The following is an 18,717-nucleotide window of genomic DNA, read 5'->3' on the forward strand; positions in this document are numbered from 1 at the left end:
AGTGAGACTCATCGTTTTAAAGGCATGTTATTAACTATGCAGTTATTGCCTTTAAGTTATTGTTTAATGCGTTCATAAATTGAACTATGACATCCATTGAATTAGTGTTTCGGATGGATAGAGCTGTGTTAATGGAACCGGTAATACGGGCTTGTTCTACCAACTCATTGTCGATGATCTTGTTTTTTGCGAGCCATTCAGCAATATCCGTCCAGGACCATAACGGGCGACTGCTATCCACGCGCAGAAGAGGCGTAGGGAAATCACCTGCTCCACGGCTACCCTTACTGTATCGAGATAAAGCGGCTTTGGTGGTTCCTGCCAGTTCAGCCGCATCACTTAAGCTAACTACATCACCAATATCTACAGATAGACACATTAAACCTGAAACCGATTCAATACCAGCTATTGCAGACATGACGGCTTTTGCGTAATTTTCGCTGTTGCGGGTAAAATTAACGTACAATGTACCATTGTATGCAGCAGGGTGGGCATCGCTGCATCCTGCTTCATACAAAGCATCTGATATATCAAACAAATCATCGTCAGTAGTGATTTTTTTTCCGCCTACCACAATGCTAAAACTGTATTTTCTCATATCTACTTTCCTATGATTGAGAAGTGAGACTTCGATAAAAAGGCCGCCGTTTGACGGCCTTGATATTATTTGCATTTATCGACTAATGAGATTATGTCTTTCGCGTGGTCTTGAGGGCTATCAGGTGTTCCCCAAACTGATTTTTGGTGGCATTTATCTTCACTGCCACAGCGTAAAATCCCGACTGCATGGCCTTTGCCTTTACGTTTCACGTAGGCCCAGCCTTGAGACACGGCATAGGCAATAGCCACATTAATCTCTTTGTTTTTGTGATACGCGATAGACAATACTCCTTTTAAGTCTCACTTTTTTAAAGAATACAGTTGGTCAAAGCAACCAACGGTAACAATAGTAACCAAAATGATTTTAATGTCAACCTTTGTTACCGGATTTAAGTTGCCGCGCCACATCTCGCCTCTGCCCGATTTCCAAGCTAACTCCTAGACGACTCATTTTCTACTATGCTTAATCAGTCACTTCTAATTTTTCCTTTCGTGACAACCATTAACTTAAAAAAACCAAACAAATAGATATCAGCTTGCAACTATTCCTGCTGGTACCCATTTTACTTGGAGGCAATAAATATGTTCTCTCGTCGTGATATCTTGAAGGCATCTGCAATTGGCGCAGCCGCCGCTAGCATGGGCGGTATGATTAAAGCCGCTGTTGCTGATGAACAGCACAATACAGTCACTGCTGGCAAGGATAGACCGCCAATAAATGCCAAAAGTTTGTATAAATATAAATTCACCGATAGCAAAAAACGGATATTGGAAAATGGATGGGCGCGGGAAGCTACGGTAGAACAATTCCCGATATCTGAAGGGATTGCCGGTGTTGATATGTTACTTGAACCAGGTGGTGTCCGTGAACTTCATTGGCATGCTGTTGCCGCTGAATGGGCATATATGCTTGAAGGTCATGCACGTATTACCATTATCGATCCGGAGGGCAAAAGTGAAGTAGCTGATTTTGGCCCCGGCGATGTATGGTATTTTCCCAAAGGTCATGGTCATTCTATTCAGGCGCTTGGGGATGGCGCACATTTTATTCTGGCTTTTGATAATGGGCATTTTTCAGAATTTGGCACTTTCAGCATCACTGATTGGATAACCCATATGCCGAAAGAGGTGCTTGAGAAAAGTGTCAACATGCCGGCATCCGTTTTTTCTAAAATTAAACAGGGTGAAGCTTACATCGTTGGGGGCGCTATTCCGCCCAAACTTCCCCTACCTGCTGACGATGGCGGATTGAACGATGCCCCACTCACCCACCGTTATGAACTCTTGAAGAGCAAACCCTTCTTCGAGAACGACGCAGGGAGTGTTTATCGGGCATCATCGAAGGAATTTCCTATTTCTACAACGATCACCGGCCTTATAGAAACCATCAAACCTGGCGCAATACGTGAACTACATTGGCACCCTAATGCCAACGAGTGGCAATACTACATTTCAGGTAAAGGACGTATGACTGTGTTTAGTTCCCACGGACACGCACAAACTGCAAAATATGGGCCAACCGACGTTGGTTACGTGCCACTGGGATTTGGTCACTATATCGAAAATATTGGCGATGATGATCTTCAAGTGCTGATTGTACTAGATAACGGTGTTTATCAAGATATTTCACTCTCTGATTGGTTAGCTAAAACTCCGTCTTATCTGCTTGCGGATAATTTCAACAATAAACCTTCCGATTGGGTGAATCGTCCTAAGGATAAGCTAGTTATATCACGCCGTAGGACTTGAGATATTACACCGTAGTGTATTGAAGGAACCTATATAGCTTTGTATATCAGAAATAGCCTCGTTTACTCGGGGCTTTATTTAACATCGGATAACACCTTTTTATCGGTAATTAGGTCAGTCAGGGATTAAAAGAATAAACTCCTTATTTTCTGTCATGTCTAATGACTGTTTTACATTTATATAACCTGCCGTGACCATTTAAAAACGTTTTGTTAACATCTGGTTATCCTATTCTCAAGTTCTTTTGGCTTTAGTGCCTTCTCTTTTTTCTTTTGCTCATTTTATTATTTGTTCAACTAATCTTAACATAATGATTTAATTGAAAAAAAATCAACAAAAAATGGCAAGATAAAAGCTTGCTAATAATTAGCATGTAAAGTAGTTTTATATTGAAATTAACGATTAGAAAGCCAGAGAAAACCCTATATTTAAAACTGAAATTTATATTAGTAGCGACAAATTTAGGAGCTCTCTGCCATGAGATTCATAGCTCAATAAACACTAACATAATGGAGAAATATAATGGATATAAAATTAACATCTGATAGAAGTGGATATCAACCCGTTGAAAAGCAAATAGCGGGAGAGATAATACGTGTACTAAACTTTAAGCAAACAGATGAGGGGTATACAGCATCACATGGAATTGAATATCGGGCTAAGAAAATAATATTAGCATACGCTTTAGCTGTAAGTGGTATTTATGATGTGTCTCAACTTCCTGGCGACTATTATAAGAATAAAGAGACTGCCGAGGGAATTTATCAAGAATATATGTCTAATCTTTCATCTGCACTATTAGGTGAAAATGGTGATCAAATTTCTAAAGATATGGCAGATGGTTTTTATAAGAATGAACTGGATTTTGAAGGTGAATATCCTCAAAACATCTGGAATATTCCTGGTCTTGAAAATAAACCATTGAGTGATTATTCAGATGACGATAAATTATTGGCACTATATTTTTTTGCGGCACAGGAAATTCCACTGGAGGAAAACCAACAGTCAAATGCTGCAAGGTTTTTTAAATTAATTGATTTCTTATTTATCTTATCTGCTGTAACTTCACTAGGAAGGAGGATTTTTTCACAAAACTTTTACAACGGGTTAGAGTCTAAATCATTAGAGAATTATATTGAGAGAAAAAAGCTTTCTAAACCTTTCTTTCGACCACCTCAGAAGTTATCTGATGGCAGAATAGGTTATTTGGCCGGCCCAACTGAACCACCTAAATGGAGAGTGAGTTTTCAAGAACTTAAAAAGAACAAATCTAGGAATGGATTTGCTAATATGGACGGTGCTGCAAAACAAAAGTATAGTTCATTTGTAAAAGAGGTGCAAAAGGGTAACGATCCACTTACAGCAGCAAAAAGTATTGGTACAACAAGCGGCAGTAACTTGGAAAAATTGCCAAATAATTTATTTAGTGTGAGGCTAAGTCAAAAAGACAGAGTAACCTTCACTCAAAATAATACTGAAAATACAATCACGATTCATAGTGTTGGAACTCATTATAAAAACATATGATGTGTGATCTCTGGCTTCGATTGGCAGAGCATTTTTAAGCTCTCATTTTTTCAACGAGAGTCTCATAAGGCGTTTTACTTTTCAAACCACTGTGTGGTCTGTGATAATTGTAAAACGCCTTCCTTTAGCCAATACACCTTACTGCCAAAAAGATATTACTGAAAGAAACCGACTCTCCCTGTCCATAACGTTAAATGGTTATAATTTTTGATGTTATTTTTGATTTCTTTAACAAAACGCATAATATATATGACAGGATAAAAGCCATCAAAGAATAGGCTATTATGTAAATATATATATTTATGTAATTAAATTTTTCCAGTAATAAGTTATGGACAAATTCGTTATGTATTTCAATAACAAAAATATTGTGAACAAGATATATGCCTAGTGTATTCTTGCTAATATCATCTATTAATAATGGTATTCCGTTGATGTTCAAATTAACCAAAAATAAAAACAAGCACACCGAAGAAACCTGAAGGAATATATTATAAAACTTCCCATAAAAGAAGGTCATCCCCGTCCTGGATGAAATGATTGATAAAGATATCAATGATATAATAAAAAATACCAGAAGCATTATGTGTTTACAGGAAAAAGTCTTTATTTTAGGTTTCGTTAGCCCTAAATATCCACCTATCAAGAAACTAATCAAACCCTCAGCTTGGAACGGAAGTAAAATATTGAATGGGATTAGGGAAAAAGAGAATTTGTAATCTGTTAGTGCATTCAGCAATGTAAGATTAGAGATTATAAGCATTATGACAATTATTTTCATAATCCCCTTTGCGTTTGTTTCGTTAAATGCGTTACGCATTAGTGGTGTTAATATATATAGAGAGACAATTGCAAATATAAACCATAAATGGGTGGCATCTGATGTGGTTCTACTAACATTAATATAATTTAAAAAATTAGTATTAGGCACTGTTGTAAATTTACTGATAAAATATGTGTCATACAGATAATAAAAGATAAGCCAAAACAACAATACAGTTAATATCCCTTTGGCTTTATTAATGATGTAATCCACCTGTTTTTCATGTCTGTTATTTAGTAAGAAATAGCCACTGCACATAAAAAACAATGAGACCCCTAACTGACCGATCTGCCTAAGAAAATACAAAACCACGTCATTATCATCGCGCAACAAGAAAAATAAAGTAACGTGAGAAATTACAACGAAAAATATAGAAATGATCTTTAATAAATCTATGGTCAATATTCTCATTTTTTGTCTCTTAAATAGATAAAATGAAGTTTGAAATTTTTGGGGCAATCCTGTCCATACCTATTTTTGATGGATGCAAACCATCGGACACGGTGCCCAAGCTATTGCTGGTCATAATATCGATATTTCCTTCATTGAATCCAGATTGTTTTAACAAATCCAGATATGGGATGGAGTGTTTTTCGCAAATTTCCCGACAAACGCTGCAATAGTCAGACAAGTAGTACCCTTTGGCGTTTTTACTATTCATACCTCTTTGTACTGATATTGGCGTTGTTATAATAAATCCTATTCTCGCTAATGGGTATTTTTTGGTAACTCCGGTCATTAATAACTTCATGCCTCCAATAAATGTCAATGGGGTTTTGTCTTTATAATCACCTATTTCCACCCCTCCATAGGAACCAAAGTCAAATCCAAAATCATTTACCCCTCCCCATATTGTAATAATATCTGGATTGCTTCCCATTTTTTCATATCTTAAACAAATGGCTGAATTGTCATTTTTATCTTTTTGGGCTATGCATGTTCCCCCTATTCCGTAGTTTTTCCATTCTTTTAGACCTAAATTTTTAGTCACTATTGGTTGATACCACCCTCTTTCAGTTATACTGTCACCGAGGGTAAACCAACACCCTTCCTTCAAATGCGATTGAATATAAGACATTTACTTTTATCCTTCTAAAAATAAAAATTCGACGAGAGGCCATTGCGAGAACAAAGCGAAACGGAAAAAAGCGTGTTTAACTTTGAAATAACCGCCTTCATTAAAATCAGAAAGCGCATACAGAGCAAATTGCTTCGCATCCGTTAAGGTGAAGAGTCTTTTACTTTTATCGGCAATTTGGCCTATATGATGAGTCATCATCCTGATCCCATGCAAATCATGTCCGTATAAAGATCGCTGACCGGATAGTGAAAATGAATTTCATCATTGCGGCTGGATCTCGGATAAAGTTGTCTCATATAAATAATACGATATCAACCTCTTTTACGACCTTTTAATCATGCACATTCATAACAGAAATACGGATTTGTTATCATAAACAAGTTATCTATCAGGTGCTAAAAAATGCCGATAGTGACAATTAGTTTGCTAAAGAAGTGGTGGATAGATTAGCTAAAGAAAAAAATGGATCTGAAACATAATATTGAATTACTGACCATCTGAGTTTAATAACAAAAATGCCGATCTTGAATATCGGCATTTTACAGTGAAAGAGAAGATTAATTTAATGCTTTAACGCTTCAATTTTATCCCGGCTCAGTCCGGTACTGGTGACAATAATATCCAAACTCACGCCATGTCGTAATAAGGCGCGAGCCGTTTCCACTTTACCTTTCTCTCGGCCTAGTTCAATACCACGCTCAAGCCCTTTTTGTTCAAGCTGTTCTGCAATAGTCATCAACATCGTTTCATGCTCCGGAGATTGTTCAATCAGTTGATGGACAAATTGGGAGAGATCCAGCGTATGTCCATTCAATAAAATATAGCGTAACACCACATTGCGCTGCTCAGTTGTATTATACCCTCCATTCAGGAGTTCCACCAATTGGGGGACCCATTCCAGCATGTCCCGGCAGCGGATGTGTTTTTGCACCAGCTCCATCAGGGCAACCCCTTTATGCGTCAGGATCTCTTCATCGCTGAGCGCACTGACGTCCACCAACGGAAACGCCTGATGGTATAAGCGGGCAGCCTGTTCGGGGAGCGTAAAACAATCCAGCCACCGGTTTGAGTAAGGATAAGGACGAACCTCACCATGATAAAACAGCAAAGGCGCCACCAAAGGGAGTTCAGTATGGCCTTTTTTCAGGTGGGCCGCCATTGCTAACATGGCATAATACATCAGCCGCCAGGCCATCAACGGGTCAGGGGTGGACTGATGCTCAATCAGACAATAGATATAGCCCTGCCCCCGGGCCGTTTCAACCGAGTACAGCACATCACTGTGCAGTTGACGTAAATGCCGGTCCACAAAACTGCCGGGTTCCAGTTTCAATGTGGCTAAATCACACAACGACTGGATCTCTTCGGGCAGATAAAGGGATAGAAATTCCCTGGCCGTTTCGGGCCGCGTTAAAAAATGTTTAAATAATGCATCATGGTGAGGCTGTTGTTTTTCTTTCTTTGCCACAATCCGTTTCTCTGTCTTATCAGTTAGTCATCGCCACGCATTGTCAAAGTTATAATATCTCTGGAAGACCCGCAACCAATGTACAACATATTATTTCGGTGATTATCCATTTTCCTTGAGTGGATCGAAACTGGCTGGAAACCGCTCTCAGAAGCGCTTGGCGACTAGTCTGTCGGAATCCATGAGGTCGTGGGCGGATGTAAAGCCTTGGGCCGAAAAGATTCCAAATAAATTTGATGTGATGACAATATGCTGCCCACCTAAGATTGGGGCAGCAACGGTTAATCATACCTGACATGTACTCTTCTCCCACTCGTAGTAAGGGAAGAGCAGTTATATTATCTATTTAAAGAGTCAGCTCTACCATCGATAGACGGGTATTTAATTCTTTTTGTGGAACTTGTTGAAATAAATGTCTATCTTTGATTGAGAAGCATTCAACCTTTCCACTTCTCATGCCGTCATTCCTTACAGCAAATCGCACGCTGGGCGGATATTTGTAATTTGGACTCAAAGACATACCGCAAGCCAACAGGAAATCAATTTTCGATGATGATTCAATAAGCTCATCATTGCGTTCTCCTGGCTTAACTCTCCCATAATCAAGGCATAAGTTAATGCTAAACGGGCAGTCGTCAATTATATTGTTATCGATAGAGAAACCGTAGTTCATGTTATTATCATGCTCACCAACATGCTGAGTCTTGTTTAGAACTTCGACAGTTAATCCATCTACAAAGGTAAATATAAACCCATTATTAGTCACTTTATCTTTAAGACCGAAATCAATATGTGAAGTTGTACGCTTTGGCCACATTGACCTTTCAAATCGACCATCGTTTTTCTTTTTAAAGTTATTGCTTATTAAACAGTAATTTAAAGGTTCAAATACCCCGTCATTACTAGTTTCTACCAAGACTGCCACCGTTCCTGCCAACAGAACGATTTTACCCACTTCGCTTTCGGGTAAGGAATTCATCAAACTTTCCTGTGCATCTGATAAATAATGCATCATATAATCAGTTAGTTGATATAATTCATCTTTGTTTTTGAGCGTATTCCATTTTATGTTCCAAAAAAATTCAGGTAAAGAAAAAAACAACGGGGTGTTTTTTTCTTTATTTTCTGATGCAAAAATAATATTTTCTCTCACCAAGTCAATTCTACGTTCTATTTCTTTCGCCAAGTAATCTTGTATGCTCTGTCCGCTTTCTCTATCAAGAGAAAACTCAGAGCGAAATGTCGCTTGTCTTATAGATGCTACATTAATTTTCATATTATTCTCCTTTGGTTTATCCATTATAATTCTCCTTTCTTGTTGGTACCGGATGTAATGACGAAGATAAAAATATCGCAAAAATTTTTACGCTGCCTACAATTTTGTTTGTAGGGGTATGAAGCCTAACTAGAAATAATGGCTAAATAATCAGTTAATAAACACAGAAATAATTATCTCCAAATTAATGTCAGCGTTGACTACCTTTGCCATAGTAACCAAACTTGTAAGAATTGATAATTCCTTCAATTAATGATTTTTCTCTTTTATTTGGAGTCTGATTATTATCAATTTTTCTATATGTACTTTAGGTAAAATGAATGTTTCTAATATGTCGATTTTTTGAGTAGAATTCTCTCTATAAAATTGCTCAAAAAAAGAGTTGTAATTATTTAAAGATAGGAGTTTATTTATGTGATTTTTTCCTTATGTCATTATTTCAACATGCAATGTAATTATTCTTCACCAAGTGGATTATTAAACAGGATAATTATTTTTGAAAAAATCAGAATATATCCGATTAAATTCATCTAATCAAAAATGATTATAATTAATCATGCGTTTAATAACTTTATCAGAGAAATAAAAAGATATTTTTCTAATATCATCCAACGATTCTTGACATTCCATAACCGACTTCTAGTCTCTATATACACACCATTATGAATGTCTAATCTAAAACTTGAACATTCCAATCCTGAATATCGGGATGGGGAATTTATAATCTAATATAAAAATATACAGGCTTAACTATGAATCCATTCGATCATGTAGTCCCCATGAGAAAAGAAGAATTGCACCATGTCCCCGCGGCGAAGAGTGCGCTGAACCGTTTTGCCGATGCTGAAATACCTCAACACCCGTGGATGGCGCAGAACGACTTCGGGAGCCCGCACCAAGATAGCTGGTGTTCCGAGTCCGTGTCGCTCAACGGTCCTGTTAATGACAATCTTCTGCTTATTGAGCAGTACAATCCTTTCGGATACACGCCGAATATGGTTTGTAATAGTCAGAATCAAATGGTGGGCGTCTCGCTGGACTACTCCGCATCTCAGTTCTGGGTGGTGGTATTTGACGAGAACTGCAACATTATTTCAGCCACGAAGGCGGGTACACTTTCCGGCAATAGTACCTTCGGCGGCGGCTACTTTTACCTAGACAACAACGACAACACGATAGTTGTACAGGACAACCAGATTGTCAGCTATCCGACAGCAGATGTGCAGCCAAGAGAAGGCGAGATTTATGCGCTCACACCGAACTGGCAGAGCGCTGATATCATCGAAGTGGTCACTGGTTCAGCGGAGGGCAATTCCCTCTACTCGTCGCTGCCTGTTTGGGATGCGGATCGTCCGAATCTCTACTGGTGCCTGATTGCCGGTGATTATAACTACCAGAACTACCCGGAGAGTACACTCAGCTCTCCTGCATGGATAGCAGTTGTGCAAATTGATCCGAATGATGGGAGCACAACACTGATTGGCGCGAAGAAGCTGGAAAAACAGTGGAACAACAATACATTCGCTGTTGATGAGAACGGGGCTTATATCGTCACCAATGGTATCGATAGCAAGGGCTTATGTACGAAAGGGTATCTCTGGGCGTTCGGTCTGGAGGGGAATGAGATCACCATTCGCTGGAAGACGCCTTACAAGAATGCCGGATACCGGAAGCCGGGTCAGACGAATATCGGTTCGGGAACTACGCCGACGCTCACCAAAATGGAGGACGGGACTGAACTGGTGGGAATCACCGACAATGCCGATCCACGTCTGAACGTGTTGGTCTGTAACCGCTCGGATGGAAGTATTATCTCCGAAACCCCTTGCTTTTTGGAGATGAGGAGCGCCGACGAAGCCTCGTTGATAGGCGTTGGTGATACCTTTGTGGTCGAAAATAATTTCGGCCACTATCCGACGTGGCCGTTCTCGCAGCTAGTTCCGAATGGTCCCGGCATGGAGATGATCCGCATCAATCCTGAGAATACCGAACAACCCGATGAAAAGAGATGGTCTATTCCAGACATTCACTTTTACGCGATGAACATGCTCTGTCGCGGCAGCGGTATCATCTTCGCGCATACCTGTAGCTGGTCCGATGATATTTCAGCGTCAAAGGGAGGAATGTACTACATTAGCGCCATCGATTCTTTCAATGGCCGGGTGATCTGGCAAATTCCCCTCGGCAGAGGTGTGAACTATTGTCATGAGTACGGCGGCATTTACTTCAACAGGAATAATGACCTCTACATTGGCACTAACCAGTATCTGGTCTCTATCAAGAATTTCCAGAATCGTTCCAAAGAGCTTAAGGAATAGGTGGGTAAGAACGACTGAGGCAATTGCATCAATTAGGCTCAGTGACCTCAATCTAGCCCAATGGGAGCGAAACTGCAAAATACGACATTTGACTTTTTTGAACGGATTTGTTGTTTTACTCCCACTCTGCCATCTACATCATTTCTAAGGTTGTACTGAGATGGCGGTACTAAATTATTAATGTTGCATAGATTAATAGGATATCGTTGTAGACTTTTTCTTATGTCATTATTTCAACATGACATGTATTTATTCTTCTTCAATTAAATTATTAAATCGGATAATTATTATTAAATTCAATAGAACAACCAGATATATCTGATTAAATTTATCTAATCAAAAATGATGAAAATTAATCATATGTTTAATAACCTTATTAGGGAAAGAAAAGGAGATTTTTCTAATATTATCCAACAATTGAGTTTCAAGTTATCAACAATATTTTAAATCAGATTATAGTGTAAATATATTTTGAATCTGGTAATAGATAATTTTAAAGCCATAGTGTCCTGGCATAACATCATTTTTCGTTATGTCCTAAAGACAGGAATGTCGATATACCTAAACCTATTTTTATTCAAAGGTATCACACTATGGCAAATGATATTAACGCTAATAGATTATTAGAGAAACGTACTAGTTATCAAACGCTCTTTAACGATAATAAAGATCTTTACTGTTTTCCCGGTGCACCAGAAGCTAATGATGGGCCTCTGGCGTATTTAGTTGATTTGTATCAACAGGCTCTCTCCTTTGAAAACACTGCAAATGAAGAAAGTGCCCGGCTTATTAGTCAACGACGCCCAGATATTGAAAAATTATTACTCGACAGTAAAAGTATTAATCAAATCAGCAGCATTTTACCGCTTATCATCGAAGTTTTAGCGCAAAAAGCGCAGTCTCATTTAAATAACGCCCAACCTTTAGCCGAATCACTGGCAAAGATTCATTATCCTTTTTCATTACCTTTTCATTTCCCACTGCGTCAAACAACCGCAGTACTGGAGAAAAAGAAGATTCCGTTGCTAGAACTTATCCAGCAATCTGATCGCGCATTTCCCAATTTTATCGATAACAATCTGCACTTACCTTCACTGCAAAAGGCTATGGTAGTCAGCAATGCTTTGGCGCCAGAATTACAGACATTGCTGCTTGAAGCATCCCAAAGTGGTCAACAAGATTTCTTTGCTAAATATTATGGTGTATCCGGTGATGCAGCCCAAGCCGCATCGACCCTATCTCAACTCACTGTATTTACACAGCAAACTGGTTTGACTTCTCAGGATGTTGAACGCTTGCTAGCAGTCAATGGTCTGACTGAAAGTAACGAAACCCACAGTTCGGTGACTTTCTCTAGCAATGTAACGAAACCTTCAAACACCAACACCCAGTTTCCTTCCGGGGCCAATTACGGCGCGGCATTTATCAACGGGGGAACTGAACCGGCCATGTCTTTGGAAAAGGTTACGGACAAAGCAACTGGAGAAGAAGTCGTCTGGATTAAAGGCATTAATAATGACCGCTTTGACCGTATTCAGCGTTTTCTGCATATCCAGCATGCATTGAAACTCCCTTATGAACAACTTGACCAGTTATTGACAGCTGCATTACGGGCTGAAAAACAGAAAAATTTGATTATTACTGAATCTACGTTGCGTACATTAGGGGTATTTTTACATTTCCATCGGGAATATAAAGTTACGGTTGAGCAATTCTGTGCGTTTATAGAGGAAATCACGCCTTATGGGCTTGATAATAATTCCTCTTTTTTTGATCGATTATTCAATGCACAAGGACTGTCAAAACAAGCGGCTTCGGCATCGGTACTTAACTTGGATAATAGCGAATTTGATCCAGCGGCTACCGAAGGAGTGGATGCGCTGACTGTCAATCAGCTATGTGTTGGTCTGAATATTGATGATGTCACTTGCCAAACACTGTTAACCTGGATAACTGTGTCACTTGGAATAAAAAAACCTACCCGCTCACTGACTGTCGTATCTGCCTTATATCGACTGGTTTCTTTACCCCGTTTATTGAAGCTCTCTTTACCGAATGAATTAGCTCTGTTTTTATTGCTGGAACGGGATAACCCAGGCTACTTAAAACAATTAGCGGGCATTCCAGTATTAAAGAAAATTGATAATACCGCACAATCCCATGATTTTGACATTCTTGACGCAATAGTCGCTTTTATGAATGCGGCACAATGGCTTAAATCCCATCGCCTATCAGCTCCATTATTAAATATCTTGCTTACGCCTTACAACATCAGCGGAAATGCTGACAACAAAATCAAAAATATCGACTTTTCCAAAGTAACTGAAAAGATTTTACCTGCCCTCAATTCTGGGCTGTTAAGTGAAGATAAAATTGCCACTGCTATGACAGATTTTCAGCACAAGGAGCAAACCAACAATTTTTCTTGGCTAACGAAACTTTCTGAGTTGATTGATTCACCAGGAATAATCAAAGCTATTGTTATTCCAGAGGGCAAAACCTTAGAAGAAATACTGGCTAAAAAAGTCAGAACTATTCTTCAACCACTGGCTGATGAAACTGCATGGTCGGCATATGGAAACGATTGGTCACAAAAACTGACGACATTGATTCAGGATGCCTTTATCGCCCAAGACGATATGATTATTAAATCTGTCAGTTATGTCTTAACGGTAGATGAGCCCCTCGCTTTACCGTTATTCCAGTGGACAGGCAGAAGTCGTACAGAATTTTTGCGCGAACTCATCACTCAGTACCAAGAAAGAGATCAGCAAAACAATCAACTCAGCGAAAATGCTTTTGCCATTTGGTATGATCTTAGTCGTTATGCCACTGTCAGCAAATTGTTTAAACTCAATGCTACAGGGATACAAACATTGCTCGATCACCCTACTTGGTTTGGGCTGAATCTGGCTGATGGCAAGCTCCGTTCTCTGGATCTAACGGTATTGCACCGTCTTAGCCGTTATGGTGATTGGCTAGATTTATTGCCTGAAACTAAAACGGGAGATGATATTCTCTATTATCTGAACCAAGCTAATAAAGTTGGAAAACCACCCCAGACGCCAGATGAAAAGATATGGACACCACAACAGGCGGCGGACAATCTGGCCGAATTAATCGGCTGGTCGAGTAATGAAATCCTGCGCGTCACCCATGATTTTGACAACGGCGTGGCACAAAGCCTTGTCGGCATCAGTTTTGTTTTACGTCTGCAAGCATTAACCAAACAAAGTGAGCTTTCTGCTCAACCTTTACTGGATGTTGCTCAACTCACCCTGAAATCAAATTATGATACTTGGCAGCAAGTCAGCAGCGCTTTGTTCGCAGCCTGCTCCCCGGAAGAACAAGCGTCACTGGAAAGTTTACAGAATGAATCCTGGCGTGATGCTTTAGTCCACTATCTGTTAGGCCAGTGGATACCTGCCAATGAAAAGCTAGTTGATATTTCAGATGTTGATGCATTATCAACCTATTTCCTGACAGATCTGCAAGTAACTTCAGAGGTGAAAAGCAGCCGGATTGCTTTTTGTATTGCTAGCTTGCAAAACTATCTTTTCCGTCTCTTTTCCCATCTGGAACCCGGTTACGGCAGCATGACAATCCCAAGTGCGCAGGTCGAGAACTGGAACCGTTATCTGAGCCAATATGCTCATTGGCAAGCCTGGCAAAGACAACGAAATTTCCCGGAAAATAGTCTCGATTCCGCTCAAAGAATAAGAAAAACCCGTGCTTTTGCTAATTTGGAAAATGACTTAAACCAATCCCGGTTAAATAACGACATGATACAAACCGCTATCTTGAGTTATTTGACTGAATTTGAACGGCTCAGTAATCTCCAGTTAGTCAGCGGCTATATAGACGGTACAGATCCCAAAAGTGACCAATATCATTTTATTGGTAAAAACAATACCGAACCTGTGGAGTATTACTGGCGTACACTTGATATCACACTACGCGATACTCAGGATCGCATCAGCCCGTTGGCTTGGAGTGAATGGGAAAAAATCACTCTGTCACTGACAGGCGACCTGTTATCACTGAGACCGGTTGTTATCGCTGGACGCCAATATGCTGTTTGGGTTGAACGTGAACCCACACCGCTGCTTGGCGCAGACCAGAAGCCATCAGTCTACCGAGCTATCAATGTGCAGTTCATTTTTAAACAAAGTAACGGTGAATGGAGCGCCCCCAATAGGCTATATCGTTTGGATGGCAGAGATGCCAGTGGTGAATACCCCAAAATCCCTACGACTGACCAACGTGTACCCGATAATCTCAATATTTACATGAAAGATGAGAGTTATAAACCGGGTTTGATAGCAATGGTGGATGTACAACGCCAGAACGATCCGTGGATGGGAGTATTACTCTATGATACGGCGAAACAGGACAGTAGAACTTGGATAAAAAACAAAGACTATTATCTGGAACTCCGTGATTTACTATTAATAGACAAAAAAACCTTAAGTGCGACGGAAGAAAAAAACCTTATCTCTACTTGGTACAAGTTTTATCGGGACCCCGGAACATTGCAGCATCAATATGCTGGCAGCCTAAGCTATATCACATTAAAGGCTGAAAATCGTAATCATCCTGACTTGAAGTTAACAGCCGCATTAAGCGCAGACAAAACCAAAATTATCCTGACAGGGATAAATACAATTAGTAAACGTAATCCTCAAGGGATCGGGACTCTATATGGAACATATCCCTTCCCTAGTTTCATGCGTTCCAAACAACTTACCTGGACAATCATCAATCAGGATTTCCCTATAACAGTAAACATAGCCGCACAAGATTTTTCGCAAAAATCTATCACTTTTCAGTGGCAAGGGCAAAAATCGCCGACCAAAATATTCATCGTATATTATAAAGGAACAAAACTTTTCGAGTTGTTACCTAAAGATTGGAAAGATAATAAGATAATTAAAGGGCATAATTTTTCCTGGTTAAACAGGGTTATATTTCAGAAGAGTAAACAATCGCAAATTGAACCTGAAAAGAAACTTGCTATATCGGTAAAAGGAGAAGCGCCATTTAGCAGTATTGATTTTGATATAGAGGATAATTGGGAATACACTCCATCAAAACTAACGCTGAGTATTGATACACCACCTAGCCCAAAAGTGCTTTTTTCCTCAAATATTGCATTAAATGGCAAAGTCACTACCGGAAATATAACCTTTCCTATAGAGTCAGGGGTAAATCGATATTCCTTTATTCTGACAGCTACAACAGAAGTACGATTTCTCCCTATTGGTGCTCCTAACTACATTGGAGAAGCCAAAAGCAAATATACTGTAACTATTGAAGAAATAGATAAAACTCCACCAGTTATACTGCGCCGTAATAACCAACAGGCCCAATATCTGGATATCCAAGCGCTAAAATTCCCTTACTCTTTCATTCGCTTAAATACCCTGTTTGGAACGCAATTAGTCGCTCGTGCCACTCAATCAATTGAGCGGGTTCTGGCATGGGATACCCAGCAGTTATCTGAACCACCTTTGGGTACTGACACTCAGGTTACTCCGGTAGATTTTCGCGGCGCTAATGGGCAATATTTCTGGGAATTATTTTTTCATCTCCCCTTCTTGGTCTCTTCTCGACTCGGCGAAGAACGGCGTTATTACGATGCTCGGCGTTGGTTTTTAGAACATTTGTTCGATCCTTATGGCAGCCGGCTTTGGAATTCCCGCCCATTAAATGAAAGTGGTAGTGATCTTCCCACTTCCGTAAATACTGATAACCCGGATATTGTGGCCTATAGCTTGCCGGTCTACTATCAAAAAGCCTTGTTCCAATTCCTTATCAAGCTCTGGATACAGGAAGGCGACGATCTCTACCGGCAACTGACCTCAGACAGCCTGAATGAAGCCAATCTGTGTTATCAGCAGGCACTGCAACTACTCGGTTCCTTACCAGAGGGCCTTACCGCTACCCGCTGGCATCCGGTTAGCCTTGAAGAAATCAAAGCAAGTCTTGGCATAATTCAGATAATAGTTGACTCAGATTTCCGGGCTGTTGATGGCTACTTTATGTCTCCTTTTAATACCCGACTTATCGAGTATCAAAAGACACTAAAAAGTCGTCTCTATAACCTTCGTCATGGATTGACACTGGATGGTAAAGCGCTATCCCTGCCGCTATATGCTGGCTCTCTTGAGGGGGACAATTTAACACAACGTCGTACCGGTAATGTCCAGAATACGTTTAACAGTTCGATACAGCCAATTCCACACTATCGTTTCCCGGTAATGTTAAAACGTGCGAGTGAGGCTGTGAAACAGTTGATCCAACTGGGGCACCGACTGTTTAGAGCAATAGAAAGTGGAGTCAACGCTGAACAAGAAGTTTTGGAACAATCACAAATCATCAGATTGTCCGCTTTCGCGATAGAGCTGCAACAGGAAGCGATTCAAATTGCTCAAGCGGGCAAAGCAGCTCTGGAAGAAAGTAAAAATATGGCACAACAACGCTATGAGCATTATTACGATTTATACAACGATGATATGTCTGGATTAGAAATTGCGGCGATGACCGTTAAAATCGCGTCAGAAGTCACCAGAATGGCTGCGGTTCCTTTTCATATTATGAGTGCCGCCGTGGAAACTCTGCCTAATATTTTTGGCTTGGCTGTCGGAGGCAGTGAATATTCTGCACCGTTGGTGAAAGCGGCGCTTGTCGCTGAAATAGCCGGGCTAGTACAAGGAACTATCGCAGATCGGCTTCAAGATGGAGCAAACTATCAGCGACGGCGCCAAGATTGGGAAATTGAGTGGAAACAGGCACAAAGTGAACTCAATATCATCGACAAACAGTTAAAAGAGCAGGAATTACTGATTAAAACTGCCCAAACCGCATTACGGGAAGTTCAAGCACAACGAAATGCCGCAACCGAATTGTATGAATTTATGACAACTGGTTTCTTGGTTGTGCCGACATACCAGTGGTTAATGAAACGACTTTCTGCTTTGTATTCACCTGCGTATGATGCAGTCCTGTCATTGTGCTTAATGGCGGAAGCGGGCTGGCGTTATGAAGTGGGTGATTATCAGCGACAAAGTTTTATTGATACCAATGCCTGGAATGACTCCTATCAGGGACTGCTTGCTGGGGAATCATTGCAATTAAATCTACAGCAAATGGAAACAGCTTGGTTACAACGTCACGAACGTCGTTTAAATATCAAGAAAACCTTTTCTCTTAGCGCACTCTCTTCCATCTCAGAGATAACTAACCAAATTGATAAAAAACAGGCGCTGAACTTTACGCTGGATGCAAAAGCCTTTGATAAGAACTATCCCGGACATTATCTACGGCAGATAAAACGGGTTTCTGTATCGTTATCTTTGGAAAGCGCCGGTGCTGACCCAGTGGTTATCCCAGAAATTTGTGCGATTCTGATACAAACAGGCAGTTCAACGTTAGTGGATACTGATATTGAAGGCATTAACTGGCTCTATGATCCGACGAGAAAAGCGGGCAACAATAGAAATATCAAAACCAATTTACGTGCGCAGCAGCAAATCGCCCTCTCTTCCGTACAGGAAGATGATGGCCGGGTGGCAACAGAGAATTGGTTATGCACTTTGATGTTTGACGATGGTCGTTATCTGCCGTTTGAAGGAACCGGTGCTATTTCAACTTGGAACCTGAAATTCCCCGACCGACAAGTTATCGACAAGGTATTAAAAGGTTCTGATGGTAAATGGAAATTAAAAGATATTCTTATTCATTTACATTATACCGCGCTAGATGGCGGTAATCAGTTTGTTAAAGAAGTAACGGATAAATTAGCTGAGAAGAAAAAGGGATCTGTAACATAATATCTAACGTATTAATCATCTTGGTTTGACAATAAAATCCTCT

At 40.1% G+C, this 18,717-nt stretch carries 11 protein-coding genes; 4 read left to right on the plus strand and 7 right to left on the minus strand.

The genetic code is table 11. The annotated features are described in order from the left end of the window. Positions 1 to 34 precede the first annotated feature (34 nt). Positions 35 to 598, minus strand: a complete 564-nt coding sequence (locus tag EAE93_RS03700) for a hypothetical protein (protein WP_036805991.1) — start codon at positions 596 to 598, stop codon at positions 35 to 37. A 65-nt stretch (positions 599 to 663) separates the two neighbouring features. Then, positions 664 to 885, minus strand: coding sequence for a hypothetical protein (locus tag EAE93_RS03705; RefSeq protein ID WP_228999281.1), 222 nt, complete (start codon positions 883 to 885; stop codon positions 664 to 666). Between the two features lie 297 nt (positions 886 to 1,182). Between EAE93_RS03705 and EAE93_RS03710 the strand changes: the two genes are divergently transcribed. Beyond that, a complete protein-coding gene (locus EAE93_RS03710; protein ID WP_040152494.1) occupies positions 1,183 to 2,349 on the plus strand; it encodes a cupin domain-containing protein in 1,167 nt (388 codons plus the stop codon). 522 nt (positions 2,350 to 2,871) lie between these two features. Further along, complete coding sequence (locus tag EAE93_RS03715; RefSeq protein WP_214039099.1) at positions 2,872 to 3,876, plus strand: Txp40, insecticidal toxin (previously name A24tox); 1,005 nt, start codon at positions 2,872 to 2,874, stop codon at positions 3,874 to 3,876. Positions 3,877 to 4,066: 190 nt separating this feature from the next. On the opposite strand, the gene EAE93_RS03720 is transcribed toward EAE93_RS03715, so the two are convergent. From EAE93_RS03720 to EAE93_RS03740, 5 genes are all read right to left on the minus strand, one after another. Beyond that, positions 4,067 to 5,110, minus strand: coding sequence for an acyltransferase (locus EAE93_RS03720; protein WP_214039100.1), 1,044 nt, complete (start codon positions 5,108 to 5,110; stop codon positions 4,067 to 4,069). 10 nt (positions 5,111 to 5,120) lie between these two features. After that, positions 5,121 to 5,777, minus strand: coding sequence for an SGNH/GDSL hydrolase family protein (locus EAE93_RS03725; RefSeq protein WP_040152489.1), 657 nt, complete (start codon positions 5,775 to 5,777; stop codon positions 5,121 to 5,123). Between the two features lie 6 nt (positions 5,778 to 5,783). Continuing rightward, complete coding sequence (locus tag EAE93_RS03730) at positions 5,784 to 5,978, minus strand: hypothetical protein (RefSeq protein ID WP_036805975.1); 195 nt, start codon at positions 5,976 to 5,978, stop codon at positions 5,784 to 5,786. Between the two features lie 364 nt (positions 5,979 to 6,342). Next, complete coding sequence (locus EAE93_RS03735) at positions 6,343 to 7,248, minus strand: Rpn family recombination-promoting nuclease/putative transposase (protein WP_214039101.1); 906 nt, start codon at positions 7,246 to 7,248, stop codon at positions 6,343 to 6,345. A 346-nt stretch (positions 7,249 to 7,594) separates the two neighbouring features. Further along, on the minus strand, positions 7,595 to 8,548 hold the full coding sequence (locus EAE93_RS03740) for a hypothetical protein (protein ID WP_214039102.1): 954 nt from the start codon (positions 8,546 to 8,548) through the stop codon (positions 7,595 to 7,597). Positions 8,549 to 9,303: 755 nt separating this feature from the next. Between EAE93_RS03740 and EAE93_RS24315 the strand changes: the two genes are divergently transcribed. Together EAE93_RS24315 and EAE93_RS25275 are read left to right on the plus strand one after the other, a co-directional pair. Further along, positions 9,304 to 10,842, plus strand: coding sequence for a hypothetical protein (locus tag EAE93_RS24315; protein WP_235319352.1), 1,539 nt, complete (start codon positions 9,304 to 9,306; stop codon positions 10,840 to 10,842). 575 nt (positions 10,843 to 11,417) lie between these two features. Continuing rightward, positions 11,418 to 18,674, plus strand: coding sequence for a Tc toxin subunit A-related protein (locus EAE93_RS25275; protein WP_332008260.1), 7,257 nt, complete (start codon positions 11,418 to 11,420; stop codon positions 18,672 to 18,674). The last annotated feature ends 43 nt before the right edge of the window (positions 18,675 to 18,717 follow it).

Origin of the sequence: Photorhabdus akhurstii (assembly GCF_018448925.1) — a bacterium.
Classification (GTDB): Bacteria; Pseudomonadota; Gammaproteobacteria; order Enterobacterales; family Enterobacteriaceae; genus Photorhabdus; species Photorhabdus akhurstii.